This is a genomic window from Streptomyces sp. NPDC046335 (genome assembly GCF_055587985.1).
Window position 1 is genome coordinate 129,290 of record NZ_JBVJFF010000017.1, and the last position, 26,265, is coordinate 155,554.

27 protein-coding genes and 3 pseudogenes are annotated in these 26,265 nt (G+C 71.8%); 8 read left to right on the forward strand and 22 right to left on the reverse strand.

Annotation, left to right across the window (positions count from 1 at the left end):
• Positions 1–71: 71 nt before the first annotated feature.
• The gene (locus tag ACZ6JY_RS34865) at positions 72–1,835 is read left to right on the forward strand and encodes a thiamine pyrophosphate-binding protein (protein ID WP_469202545.1); all 1,764 of its coding nucleotides are present in this window, start codon (positions 72–74) and stop codon (positions 1,833–1,835) included.
• A 23-nt stretch (positions 1,836–1,858) separates the two neighbouring features.
• Positions 1,859–2,299, forward strand: coding sequence for a CBS domain-containing protein (locus tag ACZ6JY_RS34870; protein ID WP_469202547.1), 441 nt, complete (start codon positions 1,859–1,861; stop codon positions 2,297–2,299).
• A gap of 35 nt (positions 2,300–2,334) precedes the next feature.
• Here the strand turns inward: ACZ6JY_RS34870 and ACZ6JY_RS34875 are convergent, their stop codons facing one another.
• The 4 genes from ACZ6JY_RS34875 to ACZ6JY_RS34890 all read right to left on the reverse strand — a co-directional run bounded on the left by ACZ6JY_RS34875 (position 2,335) and on the right by ACZ6JY_RS34890 (position 6,048).
• Positions 2,335–3,396: a Ppx/GppA family phosphatase gene (locus ACZ6JY_RS34875; protein WP_469202549.1), complete on the reverse strand. Its 1,062-nt coding sequence runs from the start codon at positions 3,394–3,396 to the stop codon at positions 2,335–2,337.
• 45 nt (positions 3,397–3,441) lie between these two features.
• Complete coding sequence (locus ACZ6JY_RS34880) at positions 3,442–4,035, reverse strand: TIGR03086 family metal-binding protein (RefSeq protein ID WP_469202550.1); 594 nt, start codon at positions 4,033–4,035, stop codon at positions 3,442–3,444.
• On the reverse strand, positions 4,032–4,265 hold the full coding sequence (locus tag ACZ6JY_RS34885) for a DUF6158 family protein (protein WP_469202552.1): 234 nt from the start codon (positions 4,263–4,265) through the stop codon (positions 4,032–4,034). The genes ACZ6JY_RS34880 and ACZ6JY_RS34885 overlap by 4 nt, the downstream gene beginning before the upstream one ends.
• A 163-nt stretch (positions 4,266–4,428) precedes the next feature.
• Positions 4,429–6,048, reverse strand: coding sequence for an ABC-F family ATP-binding cassette domain-containing protein (locus ACZ6JY_RS34890; protein ID WP_469202554.1), 1,620 nt, complete (start codon positions 6,046–6,048; stop codon positions 4,429–4,431).
• 88 nt (positions 6,049–6,136) lie between these two features.
• Between ACZ6JY_RS34890 and ACZ6JY_RS34895 the strand changes: the two are divergent.
• Positions 6,137–6,832 (forward strand): annotated as a pseudogene (locus ACZ6JY_RS34895) (phosphatase PAP2 family protein); the annotation flags it as partial.
• 128 nt (positions 6,833–6,960) lie between these two features.
• Entirely contained in the window at positions 6,961–7,770 is an 810-nt protein-coding gene (locus ACZ6JY_RS34900; RefSeq protein WP_469202556.1) for a class I SAM-dependent methyltransferase, read from the forward strand.
• A gap of 74 nt (positions 7,771–7,844) precedes the next feature.
• On the opposite strand, the gene ACZ6JY_RS34905 is transcribed toward ACZ6JY_RS34900, so the two are convergent.
• The 11 genes and pseudogenes from ACZ6JY_RS34905 to ligD form a co-directional block, all read right to left on the reverse strand.
• Complete coding sequence (locus ACZ6JY_RS34905) at positions 7,845–8,147, reverse strand: gas vesicle protein K (protein WP_469202643.1); 303 nt, start codon at positions 8,145–8,147, stop codon at positions 7,845–7,847.
• A 191-nt stretch (positions 8,148–8,338) separates the two neighbouring features.
• Positions 8,339–8,539, reverse strand: coding sequence for a gas vesicle protein (locus tag ACZ6JY_RS34910; RefSeq protein ID WP_447041324.1), 201 nt, complete (start codon positions 8,537–8,539; stop codon positions 8,339–8,341).
• Entirely contained in the window at positions 8,536–9,381 is an 846-nt protein-coding gene (locus ACZ6JY_RS34915) for a GvpL/GvpF family gas vesicle protein (RefSeq protein ID WP_469202558.1), read from the reverse strand. The genes ACZ6JY_RS34910 and ACZ6JY_RS34915 overlap by 4 nt, the downstream gene beginning before the upstream one ends.
• Entirely contained in the window at positions 9,362–9,718 is a 357-nt protein-coding gene (locus ACZ6JY_RS34920; RefSeq protein ID WP_447041321.1) for a gas vesicle protein, read from the reverse strand. Before ACZ6JY_RS34920 ends, ACZ6JY_RS34915 begins: the two co-directional genes overlap by 20 nt.
• On the reverse strand, positions 9,715–10,944 hold the full coding sequence (locus ACZ6JY_RS34925; protein WP_469202560.1) for an SRPBCC family protein: 1,230 nt from the start codon (positions 10,942–10,944) through the stop codon (positions 9,715–9,717). Before ACZ6JY_RS34925 ends, ACZ6JY_RS34920 begins: the two co-directional genes overlap by 4 nt.
• The gene (locus ACZ6JY_RS34930; RefSeq protein WP_469202562.1) at positions 10,937–11,665 is read right to left on the reverse strand and encodes a DNA primase; all 729 of its coding nucleotides are present in this window, start codon (positions 11,663–11,665) and stop codon (positions 10,937–10,939) included. The genes ACZ6JY_RS34925 and ACZ6JY_RS34930 overlap by 8 nt, the downstream gene beginning before the upstream one ends.
• Positions 11,665–11,904 (reverse strand): gas vesicle protein GvpG, encoded by a 240-nt coding sequence (locus tag ACZ6JY_RS34935; RefSeq protein ID WP_447041318.1) that lies wholly within the window; start codon positions 11,902–11,904, stop codon positions 11,665–11,667. Before ACZ6JY_RS34935 ends, ACZ6JY_RS34930 begins: the two co-directional genes overlap by 1 nt.
• Positions 11,905–11,916: 12 nt before the next feature.
• Complete coding sequence (locus ACZ6JY_RS34940; RefSeq protein WP_469202564.1) at positions 11,917–12,657, reverse strand: GvpL/GvpF family gas vesicle protein; 741 nt, start codon at positions 12,655–12,657, stop codon at positions 11,917–11,919.
• Positions 12,654–13,079, reverse strand: coding sequence for a gas vesicle structural protein GvpA (locus ACZ6JY_RS34945; RefSeq protein WP_469202566.1), 426 nt, complete (start codon positions 13,077–13,079; stop codon positions 12,654–12,656). Before ACZ6JY_RS34945 ends, ACZ6JY_RS34940 begins: the two co-directional genes overlap by 4 nt.
• Before the next feature lie 166 nt (positions 13,080–13,245).
• A pseudogene (locus tag ACZ6JY_RS34950) lies at positions 13,246–13,623 on the reverse strand (gas vesicle protein GvpO); the annotation flags it as partial.
• Between the two features lie 318 nt (positions 13,624–13,941).
• Positions 13,942–14,868 (reverse strand): non-homologous end-joining DNA ligase, encoded by a 927-nt coding sequence (gene ligD, locus ACZ6JY_RS34955; protein WP_469202568.1) that lies wholly within the window; start codon positions 14,866–14,868, stop codon positions 13,942–13,944.
• A 229-nt stretch (positions 14,869–15,097) separates the two neighbouring features.
• Here ligD and ACZ6JY_RS34960 point away from each other — a divergent pair, with 229 nt between their 5' ends.
• On the forward strand, positions 15,098–15,649 hold the full coding sequence (locus ACZ6JY_RS34960) for a hypothetical protein (RefSeq protein ID WP_469202570.1): 552 nt from the start codon (positions 15,098–15,100) through the stop codon (positions 15,647–15,649).
• Between the two features lie 23 nt (positions 15,650–15,672).
• On the opposite strand, the gene ACZ6JY_RS34965 is transcribed toward ACZ6JY_RS34960, so the two are convergent.
• The 3 genes and pseudogenes from ACZ6JY_RS34965 to ACZ6JY_RS34975 form a co-directional block, all read right to left on the reverse strand.
• A complete protein-coding gene (locus ACZ6JY_RS34965) occupies positions 15,673–17,547 on the reverse strand; it encodes a transketolase (RefSeq protein WP_469202572.1) in 1,875 nt (624 codons plus the stop codon).
• Positions 17,534–17,758 (reverse strand): annotated as a pseudogene (locus ACZ6JY_RS34970) (hypothetical protein); the annotation flags it as partial. The gene ACZ6JY_RS34965 and the pseudogene ACZ6JY_RS34970, both read right to left, overlap by 14 nt.
• 11 nt (positions 17,759–17,769) lie before the next feature.
• Positions 17,770–18,048, reverse strand: coding sequence for a hypothetical protein (locus tag ACZ6JY_RS34975; RefSeq protein WP_469202574.1), 279 nt, complete (start codon positions 18,046–18,048; stop codon positions 17,770–17,772).
• Between the two features lie 244 nt (positions 18,049–18,292).
• Between ACZ6JY_RS34975 and ACZ6JY_RS34980 the strand changes: the two genes are divergently transcribed.
• From ACZ6JY_RS34980 to ACZ6JY_RS34990, 3 genes are all read left to right on the forward strand, one after another.
• Positions 18,293–19,390, forward strand: coding sequence for an enolase C-terminal domain-like protein (locus tag ACZ6JY_RS34980; RefSeq protein WP_469202576.1), 1,098 nt, complete (start codon positions 18,293–18,295; stop codon positions 19,388–19,390).
• Between the two features lie 134 nt (positions 19,391–19,524).
• Positions 19,525–19,602 (forward strand): 50S ribosomal protein bL37, encoded by a 78-nt coding sequence (locus ACZ6JY_RS34985; RefSeq protein WP_370443954.1) that lies wholly within the window; start codon positions 19,525–19,527, stop codon positions 19,600–19,602.
• 116 nt (positions 19,603–19,718) lie between these two features.
• Positions 19,719–20,075 carry a VOC family protein gene (locus ACZ6JY_RS34990; protein WP_469202578.1) on the forward strand — a complete coding sequence of 119 codons (357 nt, stop codon included), beginning with the start codon at positions 19,719–19,721 and terminating at the stop codon, positions 20,073–20,075.
• A 65-nt stretch (positions 20,076–20,140) separates the two neighbouring features.
• On the opposite strand, the gene htpG is transcribed toward ACZ6JY_RS34990, so the two are convergent.
• The 4 genes from htpG to ACZ6JY_RS35010 form a co-directional block, all read right to left on the reverse strand.
• A complete protein-coding gene (gene htpG, locus ACZ6JY_RS34995; protein WP_469202580.1) occupies positions 20,141–21,970 on the reverse strand; it encodes a molecular chaperone HtpG in 1,830 nt (609 codons plus the stop codon).
• 88 nt (positions 21,971–22,058) lie between these two features.
• Positions 22,059–24,035, reverse strand: a complete 1,977-nt coding sequence (locus tag ACZ6JY_RS35000) for a DUF5107 domain-containing protein (protein ID WP_469202582.1) — start codon at positions 24,033–24,035, stop codon at positions 22,059–22,061.
• 77 nt (positions 24,036–24,112) lie between these two features.
• Positions 24,113–24,349, reverse strand: coding sequence for a hypothetical protein (locus ACZ6JY_RS35005; RefSeq protein WP_469202584.1), 237 nt, complete (start codon positions 24,347–24,349; stop codon positions 24,113–24,115).
• A gap of 118 nt (positions 24,350–24,467) precedes the next feature.
• Positions 24,468–26,252, reverse strand: coding sequence for a CocE/NonD family hydrolase (locus tag ACZ6JY_RS35010; RefSeq protein ID WP_469202586.1), 1,785 nt, complete (start codon positions 26,250–26,252; stop codon positions 24,468–24,470).
• Between the last annotated feature and the right edge of the window lie 13 nt (positions 26,253–26,265).

Sequence of the window (26,265 nt, forward strand, 5' to 3'; positions counted from 1 at the left end):
CGGGTTTCCTCCGGGCTCCGCCGGACACCCGGACCTGACCGTCGTTCCTCGACCCCGCGGAGGGTTCCGCCATGAGCGCCAAGGTCGCCGACCACCTTCTGGAGAGGCTGCGCGCCTGGGGCGTGGAACAGGTCTTCGGCTGCCCCGGTGACGGCGTCGACGGGCTGCTCGCCGCCCGGAACAGGGCCGCGGACCTGCCGCGGTTCGTGCGGGCGCGGCACGAGGAGGCGGCGGCGTTCGAGGCCGTGGGGTACGCGAAGTCCGGCCGGCGCCTCGGTGTCTGCGTGGCGGCGCCGGGCCCCGGGGCCGTCCGCCTCCTGAACTGCCTGTACGACGCCGGGGCCGACCGTGTGCCCGTGCTCGCCGTCGTCGGGCGGCCGGACGGCGTGTCCGGCTTCGTGGCCTCCGGCTTCGTGGAGACCGGCTGCGCGGCGTCCGGCTTCGTGGAGACCGTGACGGTGCCCGAGCGGCTCCCGGACGTCGTCGACCGGGCGATCCGCGCCGCGTACGCGCGCCGCTGCCCGGCCGTCGTGATCGTTCCCGGCGACGTACTGGAACTCGACCGCTCCCCGCAGGCGTTGACGCCGGCCCCCTCCGGCCCGGAGCGCGGCGGCCCGGCGGCGGTGCCGTCGCCCGCCTCCCTGCGACGCGCCGCCGAGGTCCTCAACGCCGGTGACAAGGCCGCGATCCTGGTCGGACAGGGGGCGGCGGGGGCGCGCGCCGAGATCGAGGAGATCGCGGAGCTGCTCGGTGCCGGGGTCGCGAAGACGCCGCTCGGCAAGGACGCGCTGAGCGACGAACTCCCGTATGTGACCGGTACGGCCGGCCCGCTCGGCACCCGGCCCTCGTACGAGCTGATGCGCGACTGCGACACCCTCCTGACCATCGGTTCGAGCTTCTCCGACCCGCGGTTCCTGCCGGAGCCCGGCTCGGCGAGGGCCGTGCGGATCGACGTCGATCCGCACGTGACCGACGTGTGTCGCCCCTGCGAGGTCGACCTCGTCGGCGACGCGCGGGCGACGCTGCGCGAGCTGATCCCACTGGTCGACAAGGACCGCAGGGGCGTCTGCCGCGAGTGGCGGGACGAGATCCTGGCGGGCGTCACGCGGTGGAAGGGGGTGCTGACCCGCAGGGCCGGGCTGTCCGCGGACCCGATCCACCCGGAGTACGTGGCGCACGTCCTCGATGGACTACTCCCCGGCAACGCCGTCATCACCTGCGAATCGGGCCCGGTCGCCCACTGGTACGCGCACCATCTGACCCTGCGCGGCGACATGCGCGCCTCGCTCCCGGGGACGCTCTCGGGGTCGCCCACGACGACGGGGCACGGTGTGCCGTACGCGGTCGGGGCGAAGTTCGCGCATCCCGACCGGCCCGTGATCGCCCTGGTGGGCGACGGCGCGACGCGGAGGGACGGGATGGCGGAGCTGATCACCGCGGCGCGGTACCGCCACCACTGGGACGACCCCCGGCTGATCGTCGCGGTGTGGAACGACCGGCCCCCACGGGCTCATCCGGACGAGCCCCACGCGGAGTTCGCCCGCTCCCTGGGCCTCACCGGCATCCGCGTGGAGCGCCCCGAGGACGTCGAGTCCGCCTGGCGCACGGCACTCGCCGCGGACGGCCCGGCGGTCCTGGACTTCCGCATCGACCCGGCGGTACCACCGGTGCCGCCGCACGTCACATGGGAGCGGATGGAGGCGACGGCCGCGTCGGTCCTCAGGGGCGACCCGGACCAGGTGTCGATGGTCAAGCAGGGCCTGAAGGCGAAGATGCAGGAGTTCCTGCCGGATACGCGGCTGCGCGGCGAACGGTCCCGCCCCGGCACCTCATGAACACGACCGAGGAAGGCTCAGCCATGACTGACTACGTACGGGACGTCATGACACCGGGTGTCGTGGCGGTCCGGCCCGATGCCTCACTCGTCGAGGCGGCGCAGCTCATGCGTGCCCAGGACATCGGCGACGTACTGGTGGCCGTGGACGGCCAGGTCGTCGGGGTGCTCACCGACCGGGACATCGCGCTGCGCGCGGTGGCCGACGGCGCCGATCCGCTGACGGTCAGCGCCCAGGCCGTCTGCACGCCGAGCCCTGTCGTGGTCGCCCCCGGCGACGCGGTGGAGTACGCGGTCGGCCTGATGCGCGACCACGCGATCCGCAGGCTGCCGGTCGTCGAGGACGGTGACCCGGTGGGGATGGTGAGCCTCGGCGACCTTGCGCTCGCCAGGGACCCGTCGTCCGCGCTGGCCGACATCAGCCGCGCGGAACCCGACGGGTGGCCGGGGATCGCCCGGGCCTGAGGGTGCGGTGCCTGGGCCTGTGCCTGGGCCCGTGCCTAAGCCTGTGTTTGGGGCGCCTCAGGTCGACTTCGTGCCGCACGTCTCAAGGTCGACGTGGCCAGGCGCAGCGGTGTCGTGTCGCCCTGCGGCGCGTGGCTGCTGCCCACGTGTTCCTTCCGCTCCCACCAGGCCGCGTCGCCGTCCTCGATGTACCGCAGGAGGATGCCTTCGCGCAGCGCCCAGGGGCAGACCGTCAGGACCTCAAGACCGGTCAGCTTCATGGCCGTGTGGGCCACCACCGCACCGGCCAGGCACTGATCGGCCCGCGCCGCCGAGATTCCGGGCAGTTGCGCCCGCTCGTCCGCCGGGAGCCGCGCCAGGTCCTTGAGCGCCGCCCGCAGCTGCGGGCGCGCCAACTCACGCTGTACGAACGGTCCGTAGCGGCCGGGCGCGGCACCGCACAACCGGGCGAGCTGCTGGAACGTGCGCGAGGTGGCGACCGCCGCGTGCGGCATCTCCCACCGGATGCGTGCGGCCACGTCCCGCAGCTGGTGGCGCACCTGGCGCCGTACCGCCCTGATGTCCCGCTCGCGCGGCGGGTCCTGGCCGTCGAGGAACTGCCGGGTCAGCCGCCGCGCGCCCAGCGGGAGCGAGACCGCGTAGTCCGGCAGGCGACTGCGCCCGAAGGCCACTTCCAGGGAGCCGCCGCCGATGTCGAACAGCACCAGCGGGCCCGCGCTCCAGCCCATCCACCGCCGGGCCGCGAGGAAGGTCAGCTCCGCCTCGGCCTCGCCGGAGAGGGTGCGCAGCCGCAGCCCCGTCCCCTCCTCCACGGCGTCGAGCACCTCGGCCCGGTTGGGCGCGTCCCGCACGATCGAGGTGGCGAAGGCGAACAGCGGCTGGGCCACGCCCCACCTGTGCGCCTCTTCCTGCACGTCACGCACCGCGTCGACGAGCTGCCCGACCGGTTCCTCGACGAGCCGTCCCTCCGCGTCCAGGTGCTGGGCGAGCCGCAGCCTGCGCTTGACCGTGTGCACGGGCAGCGGCACCTGTCCGTCGGCGTCCGCGACGACCAGCCGTACGGTGTTCGACCCCACATCCACCACGCCAACTCTCATGGCAGTGCGGTTACCCCACTCCGGTGGAGAAGATTCGGCCGCCGCTCACCCATCGCGGCCGAGGAGGTTGAGCAGCCTGGTCTGCTCGTCGGCGCCGGGCGGCGACTTCACGGCACGGTCGAAGAGCCCGGTCTTCGCCAACTCGGCAGCGTACGGCTCGACTTCGCGGCGCGAGAAGTCCACCAGGTCCGCGGGGAGCTTCTCGTCCGCGCCGATCGCACGCGAGAGGTCCCAGGCGTGCACGACCAGGTCCATGGTCATCTGTCCGCAGTAGTGGACCGCGGAGGACTCCCCCGACGACAGGTGGACGGTGCGTTCCAGGGCGCCCGGTTCGCCGAAGGCCTCGCGGGCCGCGGCGGACGCGGTGTCCCAGGAGGCGACCGGGTCGGGGCCGAGCATGTCGCCCTCGAAGGAGTCGCCGACGCTCTCGACGGTGGCGCCGTCGCGGACCAGCGAGGGCACCCAGAGCTGTTCGGTGGTGAGGTGGTTCACCAGGTCGCGCACCGTCCAGTCGGTGCACGGCGTGGGCGCGTCCCACTGGTCGGGGCGGATGGCGTGCACCCGGTCGGCGAAGAGGTCGAGCGCCTCCCCGTGCCGGTCGAGCAGGGACCCGCCTGCCGCGGCTTCCGTGTCCGTCACGATTCGGCTCCTCCTCGCTCACGCGCACCCTCACGGGTCCGTCCGGGCGCGACCGACCTGCGCGGATGCCGCCGGAGGTACTCGCCCTCCAGCTCCGCCATGCGTTCGTTGTGGGCCCGCAGGGCGTCGTCCGAGCCGTGCAGGAGGGTGGTGTGGCGGGTCCGGTGGATCGCCTCCAGCTCCCTTATGAGCTCCTGGTCGTCCAGCTGACCCGGTTCGACTCCGGTCATGGGTCGCTCCTCGTCGCGTCGTTCCGTGCCCACCGTGTACCCACTCGGCACGGCCTACTCAGGATGCAACGCACCCGGCGCCCGCGCTCCTCACGGGGGCCGGACGGGCGGGTTCCGGGGCGAGAGGGACGGGGAGAGGGCCGGGGAGAGGGATGGGCGCGGGCTACCGCTTGCGCTCGACCCTGCGCTCGTCCCAGACCGGCTCCGGCGTCTCGCGGACCCGGCCGTCGCTGCCGAAGACCAGGTAGCGGTCGAAGGAGCGGGCGAACCAGCGGTCGTGGGTGACGGCGAGCACCGTGCCCTGGAAGGCTTCGAGGCCCTCTTGCAGGGCTTCGGCCGACTCCAGGTCGAGGTTGTCGGTGGGTTCGTCGAGGAGCAGGGCCGTGCAGCCCTGGAGTTCCAGGAGCAGGATCTGGAAGCGGGCCTGCTGGCCCCCGGAGAGGCGGTCGAAGTTCTGCTCGGCCTGGCCCGTCAGTTCGTAGCGCCGCAGCCGTGACATCGCGGCGCCCCGGTCCTGCGCGTGCTCGCGCCAGAGGATGTCGAGGAGCGGGCGGCCCATCAGCTCGGGGTGGGAGTGGGTCTGCGCGAAGTGTCCCGGCACGACGCGGGCGCCGAGCTTCCAGGCGCCGGTGTGCGTCACGTCGTCGCCCGCGAGCAGCCGCAGGAAGTGCGATTTGCCCGAGCCGTTGGAGCCGAGGACGGCGACCCGCTCGCCGTAGAAGACCTCCAGGTCGAAGGGTTGCATCAGACCGGTGAGTTCGAGATTCTCGCAGGTCACGGCCCGTACGCCGGTGCGTCCGCCGTGCAGGCGCATGGTGATGTCCTGCTCGCGCGGCGGCTCGGGCGGCGGTCCCGCCTCCTCGAACTTGCGGAGCCTGGTCTGCGCAGCGTGGTAGCGCGAGGCCATCTCGTGGCTGACGTCGGCGGCCTGGCGCAGGGTGCGCACCAGCTTCTTGAGCTGCTCGTGCTTCTCGTCCCAGCGGCGGCGCAGCTCCTCGAAGCGCGCGAAGCGCTCCTTGCGGGCCTCGTGGAACGTCTCGAAACCGCCGCCGTGCACCCAGGCGTCGGCGCCCCCGGGGCTCTGCTCGACGCTGATGATCTTCTCGGCGGCGCGGGCGAGCAGCTCCCGGTCGTGGGAGACGAAGAGGACGGTCTTACGGGTCTCCGCGAGCTGCCGCTCCAGCCAGCGCTTGCCGGGGACGTCGAGGTAGTTGTCCGGCTCGTCGAGGAGCAGCACCTCGTCGGTGCCGCGCAGCAGGGCCTCCAGGACGAGGCGCTTCTGCTCGCCGCCGGAGAGCGTGCGGACCTCGCGGAACTGCGCCTTGTCGTACGGGACGCCGAGCGCGGCCATGGTGCAGATGTCCCAGAGCGTCTCCGCCTCGTACCCCTGCACCTCGGCCCAGTCGGAGAGCGCCTGCGCGTACTTCATCTGGGCGGCCTCGTCGTCGACCGTCATGATCGCGTGCTCGGCGGCGTCCACGGCCTTCGCGGCCTCGCGGATCCTGGGCTGCGCCACGGAGACGAGCAGGTCACGCACGGTGGTCTCGTCCCGCACCGAGCCGACGAACTGCGGCATCACGCCGAGCCCGCCGCTGACGTTGACGCCGCCGCCGTGCGGCTGGAGGTCACCGGAGATCAGCCGGAGCAGCGTGGTCTTGCCCGCGCCGTTCGCCCCGACCAGGGCGACGACGGAACCCTCGCCGACCCGGAAGGAGACGTCGCCGAGCAGCGCCCGCCCGTCCGGCAAGTAGTACTCCAGGTGCGCTGCTTCCAGATGTCCCATGGGCCGGATTCTCCGTGCCCGGCGGCCGCCGCCGCAAACCGGTTTCCCCCGCTGTAGTGCGGGTCACGGCACCGGGTACCCGAAGCCCATGAGCACAGACGCCCCCCTCACGCACATCCCGACGCACATCCCCGCGCACTTCCCCACGCATACGGGCGCACACACGGGCACACACACGGGCACGCATACGGGCACGCTGCGGGCCCGTGTCCTGGCCCTCGACTCCCGGGCCTTCGAGGCGGTCGCCGTACGGCACTGGCCGGGCGGCGACCGCGTCCTGCCCCGGCTGAGCCGGAGCGCCAACCACGGGCTGCTGTGGTTCGGCACGGCCGCGGTGATGGCGGCGACGGGCGGCCCGCGGGCCCGCCGCGCCGCCGCGCACGGTGTCGCCTCGCTCGCGCTGGCCTCCGCCGTCATCAACACGCTCGGCAAACGCTCGGTGCGCCGGCCAAGGCCGCTCCTGGACGCCGTACCGCTCATGCGGCGGCTCAAGCGGCAGCCCATCACCACGTCGTTCCCCTCGGGCCACTCCGCGTCCGCCGCGGCCTTCGCCACCGGCGTGGCGCTGGAGTCCGGCCTCCGGGGCGCGGCCGTCGCGCCCGTCGCGGGCGCGGTGGCACTGTCCCGCGTCTACACGGGCGTCCACTTCCCCGGCGATGTCCTCGTGGGCGCAGCCCTCGGTGTGGGCGCCGCCTTCGCGGTGCGCGGCCTCGTCTCCTCGCGCGGGCCGCGGACACCGGACAGGACGCACGCCGACGCGCCGGCGCTGGCGGGCGACGAGGGCGACGAGGGCGACGTGCCCGTCGACCACCGGGTGATCACATAGTGATACGCGGGTCTCATTATTCGGCATGGCGGCGTACGGTTCCCGGTACCGCAGCAAGGTCCGGCGAACCGCGAAGGAGCACCGCCATGCCGAGAGAGACCGCCGTCTACACGCACGGGCACCACGAGTCCGTGCTGCGTTCGCACACCTGGCGCACCGCCGCCAACTCGGCGGCCTACCTCATCGGCTCGCTGAAGCCGCACATGAAGGTGCTGGACATCGGCTGCGGGCCCGGCACCATCACCGCCGACCTGGCGAAGCTCGTGCCGGACGGCCATGTCACGGCCGTGGACCACGCGCCGGACATCCTCGACAGGGCGCGCGCGACAGCCGCCGAACGAGGCGTGACGAACATCGATTTCGCCGTCGCCGACGTGCACGACCTCGACTACCCCGACGACTCCTTCTGCGTCGTCCACGCCCACCAGGTGCTCCAGCACGTCGGCGACCCGGTGCGCGCGCTGAGCGAGATGCGGCGGGTCTGCAAGCCGGGCGGCATCGTCGCGGTCCGCGACGCGGACTACTCGGCGATGACCTGGTACCCCGACGTACCCGCCATGGACGACTGGCTGGACCTCTACCTGCGCGTGGCCCGCGCCAACGGCGGCGAGCCCGACGCGGGCCGCCGCCTCAGGGCCTGGGCACTGCGGGCCGGCTTCACGGACATCACCGCGACCGCGGCCACCTGGTGCTACGCCTCCGAGGACGAGCGGGCCTGGTGGAGCGGGCTCTGGGCGGACCGCACGGTCGCCTCCTCCTACGCCGAACGCGCGGTGGCCGGCGGACACGCGGACGCCGCGAGCCTGGAGGGCATCGCGGCGGCGTGGCGCACGTGGGGCGCCGAGGCGGAGGGGTGGTTCGCGGTACTGCACGGAGAGGTCCTCTGCCGGAAGTGACGGGACACCCGGCGGACACCCGGCGCCACCGTGCGGTCCGGCTACTCCCCGGCTGCTTCCCGGCTACTCCCCGGCTACTCCCTGGGGAGCAGGGGGCCCAGCGGCCCGAGGTCGAGGTTCAGGTCCTCGGGCTTCAGCCCGTACCGGTCGCGCAGCTCCGCCATCCGGTCCTCCAGGAGCATCAGCGTCAGCCCGATCCGCTCCTCCTGGTCCTCGGTGAGGTCGCCGGTGTCGAAGCGGCGCACGGCCTGGCGCTCCATGAGCTGCCGCAGAAGCTCGACGATGGTGAGGACCAGCTTCACCAGGTCCCGCTCGACGGTGTCGGGGTCGAGGTCCATGCGCTTACGGGCGCCACGCTCCTTCTCGGTGACCGCCATGGTCTCCGCGAGACCGCCCGTGGCCTGCGCGAGGCCATCCATGGTCTGCGCGAGGCCGTCCGTCTCCCGCGGGTCGGACTTCTCCCGCGGGACGGGCTTCTCCTTCTCTGTCTCCTTCAGCCCCTCGGTCTCGGGGTCCATCGTCACTCCAGTCCTCGCCACTCCAGTCCTCGTCACCGCGGTTCCGGCCCTCACGAGGGCATCGGCCCGCTGTCCGGCCACGGCGAGGGCACCTGCTCGTTCACCGAGCTGATCAGGGCGTTCAAGTCGATGCGTACGAGGTCCACGTCCGCGATCCGCAGGGTGACGTCGCCCGTGATGACGACCCCGCCCGCGAGGAGGCGGTCCAACAGGTCGACCAGGGCGATCTCCCTGCGCTCCACCACCGTCATCGCGACCGCCCCGTCCCCTCGCCGCTTTCCGCGTCGTCCCCGGTGAAGGAGTACGCGGCCCACGGTCCCGTCAGTTCCACCGTCAGCCCCACCGCGTCCTCGTCCTTCGTGCGGTCCACGAGCTCCACGAACTCCTCGGAGTGCGCGCGGGGCACCAGGTACGCGGCGTTCAGGATGTTGCGGCCCGGGGTGCCGGAGAGCGACGAGTTCTGCGGGGCGTGCAGCCGGGAGTCGTCGGCGTGCCGCGCCAGTTCCTCGTGCAACCGCTGCGCGAAGGCCTCGGCCCGCTTCCAGCCCTCGTCCTGGGCATTGCGCTGCTGACGCCGGCGACGCAGGTAGTCGCGACCCGAGAGCGGCTTCTCTGGGCCTGCTGTCTCGGATGTCTGCTTGTCTGAGGACTGGTTGTCTGAGGACCGGTTGTCTGACGAGTCCGCGGTGTCCATGTGGACCTTTACGCCCCACTCCACGCACCCGTCGATCCGTTCGAGGATGCGCCAGAACCGGTCGGCCCCTTCCTGGAGCATCGCGCGGACCCCGCTGTCGTCCCGGAAGACGGTACCGAGGCGCAGCGGGAGCGGGCAGGTGACCGAGGTGAGGGCACCGATCACGCGCTGGTGGGCGCGGGCGGTCTCGGAGAGCCACTCCAGGTCCTCCAGGTGCGCGCGCAAGGCCTCCTCGGCGAAGTCCTGCTCCGGCACGGGGCCCACGAGGGCGATCAGGCCCTCGTGGGCGAGCTGCCGGGGCGGGGCGCCGCCGACCCCGGTCAGGTCGGCGGCGAGAGGTGCGTTCAGAGGGCGGCACACCGCGTACACGTACCGCAGATCATCCCTTGTGACGCTCACGTGACTCCTTCTCCGCGGGCTCCAGGGCTTCGCGGCCCTCGAGCTCCTCGATACGCCGTCTCAGATCGGCGTTCTCCTGGGCGAGCTCACCCCGGTGCGCTCCTGAGGAAAGCGCCGGGTCGTTCTCCCACCAGTCGATACCCATTTCCCTGGCCTTGTCGACCGAGGCGACGATGAGGCGGAGCTTAATGGTGAGCAGTTCGATGTCGAGCAGGTTGATCTTGATGTCACCCGCGATGACGATGCCCTTGTCCAGCACGCGTTCGAGGATGTCGGCGAGGTTGGCTCCTCCGCCGCTTCCGTAGGGGTCAGGAAGCCGGCCCGGGGTGGCCGTCATCGGCGGCTCCGTCCGCCACCGGACGACTCGGCGTACTCGCGCCGCTTCTCATCCTCGGCGTCGGCTTCCTCGTCGTCCTCGGCCTCGTCGTACTCGGCCTCCGGCTCGTCCGCCCGCTCGTCCGTCCGCTCGACCTCGTCGTCTTCCTCGTCCTCGTACTCGGCCTCCGGCTCGTCGTCCTCCGGCTCGTCCTCGTACTCGGCCTCGGGCTCGTCCGAGCGCTCGTCCTGCTCCTCGTCCCGCTCCTCGTCCTCGTCCTCGTACTCGGCGTCAGGGTCGTCCTCGTACTCCGCTGCCGCGTCGTCGTCGTGCTCGTCCTGCTCGTCGTCGGTTCCTGCGTTCTCGTGCTCGTGCTCGTTCTCGTTCTGGGTCTCGTTCTCTTCGCGCTCGCGTTCTTCCTCCGCCACCGCGTCCTCGTGGCTGCGGACGACCTCGCCGTCGCGGATCTCGCCGCGCCAGCCGTCGCTCGCCTCGCCGCGGATCGAGATGTGCCGGGCGAAGTTCTTGAGGTCAAGGCGTGCCCTGCGGCCCTGGGCGCGCCATATGTTGCCGGTCTTCTCGAAGAGGCCCTTCGGGTAGTACTCGATGACGAGCAGCACCCGGGTGAGGTTCTCCGCCAGCGGGTGGAAGGTGACGACGCCCTTGGTCGTCCCCTTGGCGCCCTCCGAAGTCCAGGTGATCCGCTGGTCCGGAACCTGCTCGGTGGTGTGCGCCTTCCAGCTGCGGCTCGACCAGAAGACCTTGAGCTTCCAGTCGGTGTCCGTGTCGCTCGCCACGGTGGCGCCCTTGACGCCCTTGGCGAAGGTGGAGAACTCCTGGTACTGGGTCCACTGGTCGTAGGCCTCGCGGATCGGCACGCCGACGTCGACGTACTCCAGGATCACCGTGGGCTTCTGGCCCGCGCCGCCCTTCTTCCGCTTGCTGCCGCCGATGCCCTTGACGGCGTCGGTCACCTTGTCCTTCAGGTGGCCGCCGCCGATCTCCAGGGCGCTGCGTACGGGGCCCTTGCCCTCGGAGACCTTCTTGCCCGCCTGGAGCGCGAGTTTCCCGAAGCCGGGGCTGTTGCCGTCGGCGATGTCGTTCAGCTTGCCGGTGGCGTCGCCGAGCTTGTGGCCCACGCCGATGAGCATGCGTTCCGCCTGCGCCATGAGGTAGGACTGCGCCTCCTCCTTCAGGCGTTCGACGGCGGGGCCGCGCGCGATGCTGCCCAGGGGAGAGTCAGCCATTGTCCCGGCCTCCCTTCGACGTGCCGCCCGAGCGGGCCGAGGTCGCCCTACGGGCGGTGTCACGGGCCGCGGTGGACTTCTTCTGCGTGGTCTTGCGCGCCGTCGTCTTCTGGGCGGTCTTCTTCGCCGGAGCCTTCTTCGTCGCCGCGCTGGAGGCGGAAGCGGACTTCGCGTCCGTCTTCTGCCCGGACCGGGATCCAGAGGAACGCTTGGCCGGCGCCTTCTCGCGCTGCCGGTCATCGGATGCCGACTTCTGCTCCCGGTCCTGCTGCTCTCGGTCCTGCTTCCGGTCCCGGTGCCGGCCTTCGCCGTCCTCCTCGGCCTCGTCGCCCTCGTCGTCCTCGTCCTCGTGCTCGTACCGTCCCACGACCTTGCCCTTGAGGTTCTTGGCGTCCTCGGGCACGACACCCGCGATGCGGTCCTGAACGTCCAGAGTGCGGTCGTGCAGACGGTCGGCGAGGCCTTCGAGCTGCCGGTTGAGGAGGGAACCCGTGGCAGCCTTGCCCACACCCCGCAGATCCTGGCGCAGCTGGTCGCCTATCTCCTTGAACTGCGGGTTGTTCTCCAGCTGCTGGGTCACCAGTGAACCCAGCGCCTTGGGGCTCAGGTTCAGCCGCTTGCCGGCCACCATCGTCCCCACGGCGAACGCGAACTTCGCCTTCTTCGTGCGACCGAGGACGTATCCCGCGCCCACGGCCAGGCCCACTGCCAGTCGATTCATCAGAAGTCCTGTCCTGTGCTGTGTTGCAGCCTGTCGAGGAGCTCGTCCTCACACCTCTCGAACTCGTCCTCGTCGATCTCGCCCGCCTCCAGGCGTTCCTCGAGCCGGGAGAGTTCACGGCGGATGGCCGAAGGGTCGTAGTACTGCCGCTCCGCCTCGTCGACCACCTGCCGCAGCACCCAGAGGGAGCCGCGGGCCGGGGCCAGAGGCAGCATGAGCAGTTCACCGATGAGTCCCATGGCGTCGGCCCACTACTCCGCGGGCTGTGCGGGCCCCGGGTCGACGAAGCTGTATGGGGGCAGCGGTCCGTGCACCCGCAGCTCAAGCTGGGGCTGGTTGGCCTTGAGCTCCTCCACCGCGGCGAGCAGGCCCTCGGCCGACTCGCGGTGCACCAGGAACGAGATGTTCGCAAGCCAGCCGGTGCCCTCGGGCCCCGGCTCGATCGCCTCGGCGGTCGGTTCGAGGGCGCGCCGCACCTCGACGGCGTCGCTCTGCTCGCGGGCCCGCACGGTGTTGGACACGGCCTCGCCGAGCTTCAGCTTCTGCTCCTGGGAACCGCCGCCCTCGCGCTGGTTGGCCTCGACCATGGCGCGCAGCTCCGGGTTCTCGGCGAGGACCTGGTGCAGCACGGCCTGTTCGTTGTGGGAGGCCTTCACGTTGTACTCGACCTTGCCGTCGAGGGCGCGCAGCCGCTCGCCGTAGTGGTCGGCCCGCTGCCCGAGGACGCCGACGACCGTGTCGTCGTCCGGCGCGAGGCTGCCGAAGCGCATCGGAAGCACGGAGCCCGCGGCGCCCGCCTCCGAGAGGACGTTCTGGTGGGCGAGCAGGTCGCGCCGCTTGGGCTTGAGGTCCTCGGGCGCGTCGCTGACGATCGCCGCGAGGTCGCCGTGCTTGAGGATGCGCACGGTGCACGCCGGCTTGCCGATGCCCTCCATGCCGTCGGGGAGTCCCGGGTGGGCGCTGCTCGCGATGCCGTATACGTAGGTGGTCACTCCTGCTCCTCCTTACGGCGGGACGAGGTGGAACGCCGGGCGCGCGGACGCTCCTCGCGCTGGCCCTCCTCACGGGACTGCTTGAAGGCGTCCGAAATCGTCTCGGCCGCTCCGGAGAGCGCGCCCTTGGACTTGCCCTTGGCGCCGGACTCCGTCATCTCACCCACGAGGTCGGGCAGGCCCGGGTCCTTCTTCGGGCCGGATTCCAGGTCGAGGCGGTTGCACGCCTCGGCGAAACGCAGATAGGTGTCGACACTCGCGACGACCACACGGACATCGATCTTCAGGATCTCGATGCCGACCAGTGAGACGCGAACGAAGGCATCAATGACGAGTCCTCGGTCGAGAATAAGTTCCACGACGTCGTACAGGCCGCTGGAGCCGCCTCCGCCGCCGGACTGTTGTGCCGGAACCACGGTCATACCGGTGAGCCTCCTTGGGTCTTCTTCGTCTCTTCTCTGCCGTGCCCGGGCACGTCTGACGTCTGCCGTGCCCGGCACAGGGTTGTTCTGCCTATGTGCCATGTGCCGTGTGTCATGTGCCGTGTGCCATGTGCTGGGCGGCTTGCCACTGCGTGGCGCGCGGGGCCTAGCGGCCGGCGCCGCGCGGTTCGGAACGTCCGCGCTCGTAGCGGCGGAGCCGCCGGTAACCGGTGAGCTCGCCCTGCGGGTCGAGCTGCACCTCGTAGCTGGCGAGCAGGCTCATCGTGTCGGGGACACGGGCCAGTTCGAGGACCTCTACCTCCAACAGCCAGCCGTTGTCAGTGCGTTCGAAGGACGACACCGACTCCGGTGTCATGCCGGTCAGCTCGGCGAGCTGCTCGCGGGCGCCACGGAGTACCACCATGGGGCCCGGCGAGGTGTTGCCCTTGCTCTGCGACGTGTCGTCCTGCGCCGGCTCCTGCTCCGGCTCCGGCTCCGGGGTGTCGTCGGGCCCGGATGTCCGCTTGGCCGACGCCCGCTTGGCCGGTGTCCGCCTGGCCGAGGTCCCCCCGGCCGAGGTCCGCTTGTCTGACGACCGCTTGTCTGACGACCGCTCGTCAGACGACTGCTTGTCTGAGGTGTGCTTGTCGGACGACTGCTTGTCGGAGGTCTGCTTGTCCGACGTCTTGCTGTCGGTCATCTCGGCCTCCCGGGTCTGCGGCTTGGTCGGCGTTTCGTCTGGTGTATCGCCGTCTGTCGTCTTACGCGTCGTATTGGCCATGTCCACCTCCCCCTCCGAATTACCCGTAAAGCCTTGGCCAAACGTGATCCGTAGACCTTCGGAGCCGGGTTCCCGCGGCCCTCAGCCGCTCACGGCGTTCAGCTTTCTGCGGGCCGGACCGAGGGCCCGTCCGGTGCGCGGAGTATCGGCCCACGGGTCGCTGCGGGCCTGCTCCAACGCGTTGTCGATGGTCCAGTGGCGGGCGTCCACGGCTGGGTCGTCGAGCTGCTCCCAGGCGATGGGCATGGCCACCGGGGCGCCCGGCGCGGCGCGTACGGAGAATGGCGCGACGGCGGTCTGCGCGTACCCGTTGCGCTGTACGTCCAGATAGAGCCGGTCGCCCCGCGCCTCCTTGCGGGCGGCCGTCGTGAGCCGGTCGGGGTGGGCGGCGGCGAGCACGTCCGCGACGTCCTTGGCGAAGCCGCGGACGTCGTCGAAGTCGTGGCGGCCGTTGAGCGGCACGATCACGTGCAGTCCGCGCGAACCCGTGGTCATCAGGGTGGACGGCAGGCCGATGTCGTCGAGGAGCCCCCCGAGCAGCCGGGCCGCGTCCCGTACGGCCGCGAAGTCGTCCTTCGCGGGGTCCAGGTCGAAGACCAGCCGGTCGGGATGGTCGACCTTGCCCGTACGGGAGAGCCAGCGGTGCAGCGTCACGCAGGCCTGGTCGGCGAGGAAGAGCAGCGTCGCCGTGTCGTCGCAGACGGTGTGCGTGACGGTGCCGCCCTGCTTCGCCACCTCGGCGCGCGTGATCCACTCCGGGTAGTGGTCCGGGGTGTCCTTCTGCATGAAGCGCGGCCCTTCGACGCCGTCCGGGTGACGCTCCAGCATCAGGGGGCGTCCGCGCAGGTGGGGCAGCATGAAGGGGGCGACGGACCGGTAGTGGTCGAAGAGGTCCGCCTTGGTGAGGCCCTGGCCTGCGCTGCCCTTGGGCGCCGGGAACAGGATCTTCTCCGGGCGGTGCAGTTCTACGGTGTGGCGGCCGGCTCGCACCGTCCGTGCGTCGTTCATGACGTTCCCTTCGGCTCGGTCCGCCAGCTCGGGCGCGGACTCGGACGGGTACCCGGTCGCGGTCCCGGTAGTCGCCTCAGGTCGACCGTCCGGGTGGTGTCAGCCCCGGCCCCGCGGGGTGGCTCCCCCCACCCGTGACTCGGGGGAGAGCGGGCGTGACCTGGGGCTTCCACAGCGGAAGGATCGAAGCCGACCCTTTGGAACTGAACTCCCTTTGGTGAGGCCCGCCATGACCCAGACCAGCCCCACCCTTCACCGCACCCCACGCACCCCTCGGCCACGCCCTCGCCCGCGCTCCAAGGAACCCCGCCTGCTCCCCCGCGGCCTCCCGGGGGCCGACGGCGAGCGGCCCGCGCCCGACGTCGTGCGCGCGGCGTTCGCGCTCTGGCTCACCGCGGTCGCGGCGGGCGTCTTCGAGACGGTCCTCGCCGTGGTCAGAACACTGACCGAGGCCGACGCGGCCACCGGTGGCCTCGCCGCCGGCCTCGCGCTGCGCGTGGCCGTCTGCTCGGCGGCCGTCCTCGTCGCGGTGCGGATGCGCCGCGGCGCGAACTGGGCGCGCCTGGCCCTGACCGGCGCACTCGGCGTCTTCGGCACGCTCTCCCTGCTGGCCGAGCCCGTGCGGTGGCTCGCCAACGGGCACTCGCTCGGCGAGGCCCTACGGCACCTGGACGCCGTGGACGTACTGTTCGGCGGCAGCCGCGTACTGCATCTCGCGGCCGTGCTCGCGGCGGTGGCGCTGATGTTCCGCCCCGCCGCGAACGCGTGGTTCAGGAAGTAACCGCGGCCCCCGAGCGGCGGCAGTCACCGTACGACGCCCTGCTCCACCAGGAGCCGTGCCGCCGCCGCGATGGACTGGGCGTCGATGCCCGCCGCGCGGAGCTGCTCCTCGGGTGAGGCCGAGCCCGGCATCGTCCGCACCGCAAGCCGTACGAGGCGCGGCACCGGACTGCCGTCGGTGAAGGCGTCCATGACCGCGTCGCCGATGCCGCCCTCCTCGCGGTGGTCCTCGACGGTGATGAGGCAGCCGGTGCGCTCGGCAGCCTCGCGCAGGGTCCTGCGGTCGACCGGCTTGACCGAGTACAGGTCGATGACGCGCACCGGAATGCCCTCGTCCGCGAGCAGCTCGGCGGCGGAGAGCGCCTCGTGGACGGTCACCCCCGCGGCGACGACGGTCAGCCGGTCCGCGTCCGAGGAGCGCAGGACCTTGGAGCCGCCGACGGGGAACTCCTCGCCGGGACCGTAGATGACGGGCGTGTCCCCACGTGACGTACGCAGGTAACGCACACCGTCCAGCTCCGCCATTCGGGCGACGAGCCGTCCGGTCTGGTGGGCATCGCACGGGTAGAGGACCGTGGAGCCGTGGATCGCGCGGAAGGCCGCCAGATCCTCCAGGCCCATCTGGGACGGGCCGTCCTCGCCGATGGCGACGCCCGCGTGCGAGCCGACGAGGTTGATCCCGGCGCCGCTCACCGCCGCCATGCGTACGAAGTCCTGGGCGCGGCTGAGGAACGCGGCGAACGTCGTGGCGTACGGCACCCAGCCGCGCGCGGCCATGCCGACGGCGGTGGCGACGAGCTGCTGCTCGGCGATGTAGCACTCGAAGTAGCGGTCGGGGTGTTCCTTGGCGAACCACTCCGCCCGTGTGGAGTCGCCCACCTCGCCGTCGACGGCCACCACGTCGCCGCGCGCCGTGCCGAGCGCGGTGAGCGCCCGGCCGTAGGCGTCGCGGGTGGCGACCGCGTCGCCGACGTCGTGGCGCGGCAGCTCGAAGTGCTCTGAGCTCCGCTCGGTGTGCGGCGCCCACGCGGCGGCGGGCTCGCGCGCCTCGGCCTCGGCGGGCTTGTGCACCTCGACGTGGACCCGGTGTTCGCCGCCGAGCTCCGCGATCGCCTCCGCGGCGTCCGGCAGGGGTTTGCCGTGCCGGCCCTCCCTGTTCTCGACGGCGGCGACGCCCTTGCCCTTGAGCGTGCGGGCGAGGATGACGGTCGGCTGCCCGGCGGTGGAGGCCGCCTCCTGGAAGGCCTGGTCGATGGCGTCGACGTCGTGGCCGTCGACCTCGATGGCGTGCCAGTCGAAGGCCTTGAAGCGGTCGGCGTAGGCGCTCAGGTGCCACTCGTGGCGGGTCGGGCCGCGCTGGCCGAGGCGGTTGACGTCGACGATCACGGTGAGGTTGTCGAGGTGCTCGTACCCGGCGTGTTCGGCCGCCTCCCAGTTGGAGCCCTCGGCCAGCTCGCTGTCGCCGCAGAGCACCCAGGTGCGGTACGGGACCTGTTCGAGCCGCTTGCCGGAGAGCGCGATGCCGACGCCGACGGGGAGCCCCTGGCCGAGCGAGCCGGTGGCGGTCTCCACCCATGGCAGTGCCGTGGGTGTCGGGTGGCCCTGGAGGCGGCTGCCCTCCTTGCGGAAGGTGAGCAGCTCCTCGTCGGTGAGTGCGCCGGCGGCCTTGTACGCCGAGTAGAGCAGCGGTGACGCGTGGCCCTTGGAGAGGATGAAGCGGTCGTTGCCCGGATGGTCGGGGCGCTCGAAGTCGTAGCGCAGATGGCGGCCGAGGAGCACGGCCATCAGGTCGGCGGCGGACATGGAGGAGGTGGGGTGCCCGGAGCCCGCGACGTCCGCGGCGCGCACGGAGTCGACGCGTAGCTGCTGGGCGAGGGCGGCGATGTCACTGCTGGTCATGAGGGTCCTCCCGGTGGTTCGGGGCCTTTCGGGCGTGGCGGTCATCGGCGGAGTGGGGCGTGGCCGGCGGGAACCGCGCGAGTTCGGGCGGGGCGGTGTCCAGGGGCACGGACGAGGGGCGGACCGGGCCGGGCTGCACGGCCTGGCACGGCAGCACGGCGTCCAGAAGCCAGTCTGCGGCCACACGCACGCGGTTGCCCGGCGTGACGGCCGGAGCGGTGGTCATGGGACACGGCCCGATGCGCACATCGACGCCCCGCCCCCACACCACCCGGTCCACGGTGGCCGACAGGCGCCGCCCGTCGAGTTCGGGCAGGGCGCGGCCTGCGGCAGGGACAGGGTGTGCGCGGTGCGGCGGTAGCCGGCGAACCCGGCTCCGACGATGGCGATCGCGGTGGCGATGGTGACGGCGACAGCGATGACGATCGCGACGGCGATGCTGAATCGGTGCTCACGGCGTTCCTCCGGCGGGTCGGGGCCTCCGCGTGCCCGGCCGTGCACACGCCAAACTCCGGCGCGGCAGGCGCACTGGCGGGGCCTTCGCCGGGCCGAAACGTGAGGTCCGGCGGCCGTGAACACCGTTTGCCCCGGCGCGCCGGGGTTACCCGGTCACTGCCCGGCGAACGCGAGTTCGGTACAGCCGAACCGGCCGAGCGGGCCCATGTGCACCCGGTGGTCGCCGCGGACCCGTGCGCCTCACCGCCGGGTCCCCCACACCGCGCACCATGGACACAGGAAGATCCAGATGAAGGACGCAGTCTCCATCGAACGGCCCGCCGTCTCCGCCTACACCGTGCCCGCGGACGCTCCCGAGGCGGACGGCACCTTCGCCTGGGAGACCACGACGATCGTCGTCGCCGAGGTCAGCGCGGGCGACGCCACGGGCACCGGCTGGACCTACGCGCCGGCGGCCACCGCGGCCCTGGTCGACGAGCAGCTCACCCCGGCGATCCTGGGGCGCGACGCCCTGGACATCCCGGCCGCGCACGACGCGATGACGAAGGCGGTCCGTGACACCGGCCGCTCGGGCGCCGCCGGGTGCGCCATTTCCGCGCTCGACATCGCTCTGTGGGACCTGAAGGCGCGCCTCCTCGAAATCCCCCTCGTACGTCTTCTCGGCGCGGCCCGTGACGAGGTCCCCGTCTACGGCAGCGGCGGCTTCACGACGTACCACGACACGCATCTGGCGGCCCAGCTCAACGGCTGGGTGCACGGGCAGCACATTCCGCGCGTGAAGATAAAGATCGGCGAGGCCTGGGGCCGGGCGGCGGTCCGCGACGTGTCGCGGGTGCGCACGGCACGCGAAGTCATCGGCCAGCAGGCCGAGTTGTACGTCGACGCCAACGGCGCCTACACGCGCAAGCAGGCGGTACGGGTGGGCAAGGTGCTCGCCGAGCAGGGCGTGGGCTGGTTCGAGGAACCGGTGTCCTCGGACGATCTGCGTGGGCTCGCGCAGGTCAGGGACGCGCTGGTGTGCGACGTGACGGCGGGAGAGTACGGCTACGACCTGCCGTACTTCGCACGCATGATCCCTTCCGTGGACTGCCTTCAGGTGGACGCGACGCGCTGCGGCGGCATCACCGAGTGGCTGCGCGCGGCGGCCCTCGCGCAGGCGCACGGCCTGGAGGTCTCGGCGCACTGCGCGCCCCACGCGCACGCCGCGGTCGCCGCGTGCGTGCCCAATCTGCGGCACATCGAGTGGTTCCACGACCACGTGCGCATCGAGTCGATGTTCTTCGACGGGGCGCTCGACCCGACCGGCGGCGTCATCCGCCCGGAGGGCGGCGTCGGGCACGGCCTTGAGCTGCGCACGGACGACATCGAGGAGTTCCGCGTCGTGTGACCCTGCCGGGCGCCCCGACCGTCAGCGATGTGACGCAGGGCACACCTTGGCATGGCTGGGGGGTGGGTAGGCGGGGCGGGAACGCCCGGATTCACATGCGTCCGGGAAGCACCATCAGCACCACGGAGGTACCCATGTCGTCGAAGCGACGCCGCAAGAAGAAGGCCCGCCGCAAGAACGGCGCGAACCACGGCAGCCGCCCCCAGTCCTGACGGCGGGCACGAGACGGACGGAGGGCGGCACCCGCGACCGGGTGCCGCCCTCCGTCGCCGTCCGGGCCCGCCGGAGGCGGTGGCGGCCGGACGGGCAGTCATGAAATCGTCTCGCCATGGAGATCCTTGGGACCACGCTGCGTATCTGCGTCGAGGACTTGGAGTCCTCCGTCGCGTTCTACGAACGGCTCGCGGGCGGCAGGGCGATGCGCTTCGAGCGCGGTGGCGTCTCCGTCGCCGCGATCGGCTGCTTCCTGCTGATGAGCGGCCCGAAGGAGGAACTGGACGTGCTCCGCAAGGTCTCGGCGACCATCGCGGTGCAGGACGTCGACGAGGCGTACACCGTACTGACCGCCTCCGGCGCCCGCGTCGTCGCGGGCCCCGTCCCCACCCCGGCGGGCCGCAACCTCATCGCGATGCACCCGGACGGCTCCGTCTTCGAGTACGTGGACCGCCGCGCGACCGCGACCTGACGCACGGTGTGCCGTCGGCCGCCGCGGAGAGCGCGGCGGCCGACGGCGGCGTCACGCGGTGCCGCTCAGAGCGTCTTGCCGAGGCGGTCGGCGAGCAGGGCGGCGAAGCGGGCCGGGTCGGCGAGGTCGCCGCCCTCGGCGAGCAGGGCGGTGCCGTACAGCAGCTCGGCCGTCTCCTTCAGCACCGGGTCCTGCGCGCGCTGCTCGTGCGCCGTCTTCAGCGCGCCGACCAGCTGGTGCCCCGGGTTGAGCTCAAGGATGCGCTTGACCGGCGGAAGCTCCTGGCCCATCGCCTTGTACATCTTCTCCAGGGCCGGGGTCAGGCCGTCGTCGTCGCTGACCAGGCACGCCGGTGAGCTGGTGAGCCGGGTCGTCAGGCGTACGTCCTTGACGTCGTCGAGCGTTTCGTTCAGCCAGGTCAGCACGGCGGCGTAGGCCTCGGCCTGCTCCGGCGGCGCCTCCTCGTCGGAGGGCAGGTCGACCTCGCCGCGGGCGATGGAGCGGAACTCGGTGCCCGCGTGCTCGCGGACCGCCTCGACCCAGATCTCGTCCACCCGGTCGGTGAGCAGCAGGACCTCGTACCCCTTGGCCTTGAACGCCTCCATGTGCGGGGAGTTCTCGATCTGGGCGCGGCTGTCGCCGGTCATGAAGTAGATCTTGTCCTGGCCCTCCGGCATCCGGTCGAGGTAGTCCGCCAGGGTGGTCGGCTCATCGCCCGCCGTGGAGTGGAAGGAGGCGATGTCGAGGATCGCCTTGTGGTCCTCGGACGGGTCGAGCAGGCCCTCCTTGACGGCGGGGCCGAACTCGCGCCAGAACGTGCGGTACTTCTCGGCGTCCTTGCCCATCAGCTCCTTGACGGAGGCGAGGACCTTCTTCGCCAGCCGGCGGCGGATGAGCTGGATGTGCCGGTCCTGCTGGAGGATCTCGCGGGAGATGTTCAGCGACAGGTCGGCGGCGTCCACGACTCCCTTGACGAAGCGGAGGTGGTCGGGCAGCAGCTCGCGGCTGTCGTCCAGGATGAACACGCGCTTGACGTAGAGCTGGAGGCCGTGGCGGGAGTCGCGCTGGTAGAGGTCGTGCGGGGCCCGGGACGGCAGGAAGAGCAGGGCCTCGTACTCGAAGGTGCCCTCGGCCCGCATCTGGATGATGTCGAGCGGGTCCGACCAGTCGTGGCTGACGTGCCGGTAGAACTCGTGGTACTCCTCGTCGCTCACCTCGGAGCGCGGGCGGGCCCAGAGCGCCTTCATCGAGTTGAGGGTCTCGTCGCCCATCGCCACCGGGAACGAGATGAAGTCCGAGTACCGCTTGACGATCTCCCGGATCTTGCCCGCGTCGGTGTAGTCGTGGAGGCCGTCCTCCTGGTCGGCGGGGCGCAGGTGGACGCTGACCGAGGTGCCTTCCGGCGCGTCGTCGACGGTCTCGATGGTGTACGTGCCGTCGCCGTCCGACTCCCAGCGCACCCCGGTCTCCTCGCCGGTCTTGCGGGTCAGCAGGGTGACCTTGTCGGCGACCATGAACACGGAGTAGAAGCCGACGCCGAACTGGCCGATCAGCTCGGCCGACTCCTTGTTCTCCTTGAGCCGGCGCAGCGTCTCGGCCGTGCCGGACCTGGCGATGGTGCCGATCAGGCCGACCACCTCGTCGCGCGACATGCCGATTCCGTTGTCCCGCACGGTCAGCGTGCGGGCCTCGGTGTCGGCCTCGATCTCGATGCGCAGGTCGTCCGCCTTGAGGCTCTCGTCCCGCAGACCGGCCAAGCGCCGCTTGTCCAGGGCGTCTGAGGCGTTGGAGATGAGTTCGCGCAGGAAGATGTCCTTGTTGGAGTAGATGGAGTGGACCATCAGATCCAGCAACTGACGCGCCTCGGCCTGGAACTCCAGCGTCTCGGTGCTCATGACTTCCCCTCTGGTCGGTGGTTCTGTGCGACGCCAATATTTTCAGGACGCGGGGCCGTTCGCATACGTCGGGGTCACAGAGCCGGGGTCATGACCCCGGCTGCCGCATCCGGAAGTCGTAGTGGGCCGGGACGGGTTCGCCGCCGGTGGCCGCGGTCCACAGTTCGCCGAGGGTCTCGGCGCCCTCGCGCAGGTCCGCCGCCTCGAAACCCTCTTCGAAGACGGCGCGTACCGCCGCCATGTTGCCCTCGGCATAGCAGAGTTGGGCTTCCAGGAGCCGGAAGCTGCCCTGTGACCTGGTCGTCTCGTGCAGCCGCCGCCACACTTCCCGGGCGGCTTCCGGGCGGCCTGCGGCGAGCAGGGCGGTGATGGCCTCCTTGCCGAGGGCGGCCGTCGCCGCCGTCCAGGCGACGCCGTCGTCGCGCCGCTCCTGGCAGAGGTCGTCGAAGGCCTCGGCGTACCGGTCGGCGGCCCGCTCGTCATGGCCCTCCGTCCGGTCGGCGACGGCCAGGCAGCGCAGCAACGGCCAGCGTGAGGGGGCGAGTCCGAGGCCGCGCTCCCAGCTGCGGACGGCCTGCGCGCGGTCGCCCGCGTGCCACTGGGCGACCCCCAGGTGGTATTCGGCGTGCGGACGCGCGGGCGCCGTCTCCAGCATGTCGCGCCACTGCCGCGAGACGAGCGTGGGCCCCGGCGGCGCCACCTTGCGCGGCTCGGGAACGGCCCCGGTGTGGAGCAGTTCGAGCCACGGCGCCTGCTCGGGGCCGAGCGTCGACTCCTCGAAGGGCGTGCCCGGCAGCTTGTACCCGGCCCGCAGCACCTCAAGGGCGCCCCATCCCGAGCCCGTCGCGAGCCGCTCCCCCGGCTCCGTGTCCGCGCGGCCGAGCCACGCCTCGTAGGCGGCGTCGACGGCCTCGCGCGGCAGGGCGTCGGCGAGCCGCGCGGCCACCTCGCCGCGGGCGCCGGCCCAGTCGCCGCGCACCAGGTCGGGCCTCGCTTCGATCGGCCCGTAGGACTCCAGCCAGCTGAACTCGGCCTCGGCGTCCAGGCGTACGTGCTCCAGCTGGGTGCGGGTGAGGCCGGCCTGTATCTCCGCGTAGCCTCCGGTGCCGGGTTCGGTGAGCCACTGCTGCCAGCGCCGCCCGCCGGGTCCCGAGCCCCAGACGAAGAGCTTGCGGCCGCGCGGCAGGTCGGTGGAGGTCTGGACGATGCCGTGCCCGGAGCCGTCGAGCGCGGCGATCCAGCGCCGGTCGCCGTCGGGCACGTCGTAGAAGTAGTCGGCGGCGTACTCACTGCGCTCCGGGTACGTCCGGTCGACGCCCTCGGCCTCGGATACCGGCACCTTCCGCAGTCCGCCCGCGTACGAGAACCGCCATGCCTCGTCGGCCGGGGCGAGCACCCTGCGTTCCTCGGGCACCGCGATGTTCGACCACCAGTAGACGGGCGCGGGCTTCTCGTGCGGGTTGCGGATACGCACTCCCACGTGCAGGAAGTCGGAGTCCTCCGGGAGCCAGAGGTCCACCTGGAAGGGCAGGTCGCGCAGCCGCTCCCACTCCCACAGGCGCAGCATCTCCCCGCCGTCGGGCGCGGTGACCCTGGCCGCGTGCAGGGGTGCGCAGGACAGGGTGGTGTGTCCGGTGGCGCCGATGTTCCACTCGATGCCGCCGGAGAACCAGGCGCCGTTGAGGGCGAAGCAGGCGGGCTGGAGGACCGGGTTGCGGTAGAGGAGTTCGCGTCCGGTCGGCTTGTGCAGCAGGGAGTGGACGCGGCCGCCGTATCCGGGCAGGACGGTGGCGCGCAGCCGGTCGTTCTCGATGACGAGGGTGTCGAGTTCCGTGTCGGCGCGCTCTCGGCCGTACCCGTCGAGCACGCGTACGGGAAGGATGCCGCGCAGCGGTTCGTACCCGAGCTGGCGGGCCATGTCGCGCGGCAGGTCGTCCATGGCGCGCTCGTCGGGCCGGTGCACTTCGTGGAGGGGCCGCAGCGGGGGCAGCGGGTTCTCGGGGCCCAGCGGGGCGGCGGGCAGGGTGAGTACGTCGCGGCGCACGGTGGTCTTCACGATCACCATGGAACACGGTCACCGCGGCGCCGAACAGAGGGTCTCCGGGCCAGGTTTCCGCAAAGGCCGCTACCCGGGCCCCGGTGTCATCTGCGCCGCCCCATGAAGTAGGCGCCGCACAGGGCCCCGAGCAGCCCCGTGGCGAGCAGTGCCGTCCACAGCGGCATGGTCACTTCGGGGACCAGCAGGCGGATCTTCGTGCTGCGGGTGTTCTCGAAGATGAAGACCAGGGTGAGGACGGCGATGAGGGCGACGATCACCCTGCCGGGCGTCACCATGCCGCCGCCGTCCTTCGCGCCGCCCTTGGCAGACCTGGGGCTCATGGTGGGACCCTTCCGTCGGAGGTGTGCGTCTCCCCCGGCACCAGCATGGGCGGCCGGTGCCGGTTCGCGCGCGGTGGGAGTGCCTCCGGGATGCGCCCCTGGGCCATGCGGGTGAACGTCAGTGGCGGACGACGGGCAGGTCGAGGGTGCCGGTGTCGCCGGGCGCGCTGGTCACCGTGACCGGCTTGACGCCCCTGTTCCCGCCGTACGCGCCGTCGCTCGCCGCGACCACGAGCCGCAGGCGGTGGCCCTCCTCGTAGCGGTGCACGATGCCGGGCAGCGACACGGTGAACGGCTTCGTCACGTCGGGCACGCGCACCGGCGAGACGAGCCGGTGGACCAGCGTCTTCTTGCCGTCGGGCGCGACGTCGTACAGCTTGGCGAAGAGGACCAGCTTGTCGGCGGCGTCACCGGAGTGCTGCACCCGCTCGGTCCTCGGCGAGATCACCTTCAGCCGCGCCTTCGGCGCTCCCACCACGTCCACGGCGTCGGCGAAGGGCTCGGTCGTCCAGTCGAGGTAGGTGCCCTTCAGGTCGTACGGGGCGGGGTCCGGCAGGCCGATCATCCCGGCGAGCGAGGACTCGGAATGGCTGGTGGGCACCAGCCAGTTGCGGTACTCGCGGCTGCCGCGTGCCACCTTCTTCCGGTTGTCGACGAGCTTGCCGTCGCCGGAGAGGTAGAGCCTGCGGTTGAGCGCGGGGACGTCGTCGGCCGTCGCGTAGGTGTGCCGCGGGTCGCCGATCCAGTCGCGGTAGTAGGCGAAGGAGGGGCCGGTGCCTGCGCCCTTGTCGTGGCGCAGATAGCGGTCGAACCAGGCAAGGACGCGCTTGCCGACGTAGGAGGTCTCCAGGTTGCCCGCGCCCATGTTCAGTTCGCCGGACGCCGGGTCGCTCTCGCCGCCGCTGTGGCCCGCTGACTGCCAGATCATCTTCGCCGTGGTGCCCCGCGCCTTGAGCGTCTTGTACGTCGCCTCGGCCTCGCCGAGGTTGAAGAGGCTGTCGGCCTGGCCCTGCACGAGGAGCGTGGGCGCCTTCACGCGGTCGAGGTAGGAGACCGGGGAGACGCTGCGCGCGTACTCCTGGAGGGCCTCGGTCCGGTCGGCGGGGTAGCGGCCCGAGTTGAGCGTGCGGATCGTCTCACAGGCCTTGGTGACGAAGTGCAGACAGCTCAGGGAGTTGATGCGGGAGGGGTCGAGGCTGGGCTGGAGCAGCGGCTGCCCCTCACCGATGAGGAAGAAGCCGTTCATCCACTGCCATTTGGCGGCGCCGGGGACCGTGCGGTCGGCCGCGTTGTTCGGGTCGAGCGAGTAGGAGAGGTCGTTCCAGGTGACCATCGGGACGAGGGCGTCGACGCGGTGGTCCACGGCCGCCGTCGCGAGCTGGACGGCGCCGCCGTAGGAACCGCCGATCATGCCGACGCGCGGGTCTCCGTCGCCGTCGGAGGTGACGTAGTCGACCTTGGTGCCGTCGTCGGCGGCGCGTTTGCCGCCGAGGAAGTCGACGAGCCCGGAGGCGGCCTTGCCGTCGATGCCCGGGTCGTCGAGGGAGATCAGGCAGCCGGACTTGCCGAAGCCGAGGCCGGAGTAGACGAGCGAGACATAGCCGCGTTCGGCGAAGGCCTTGCCCCCGGCCGCGGTCCCGCCGTCGGACTTGCTGCCGCCGAAGCCGTTGGTCGTGAGCACGGCGGGCGCGGGGTGCGCGGCGTCCACCCCGGCGGGCCGGTACAGGTCGGCGTCGACCGTGCAGTTCCGCCCGCCGGCCTGGACGGTGAACGTCAGCGCGGTGACGGTGTACTGCCCCGCCGCGCTCGCCGTGGCCGGAGCGGCGACGGCCAGCGGCGCGGCGAGCACCGCCGTGACGGCGAGGGCGAGCGGCGCGCGGGCCGGGGCGGGGCGACGGGACACGGGGACCTCCACG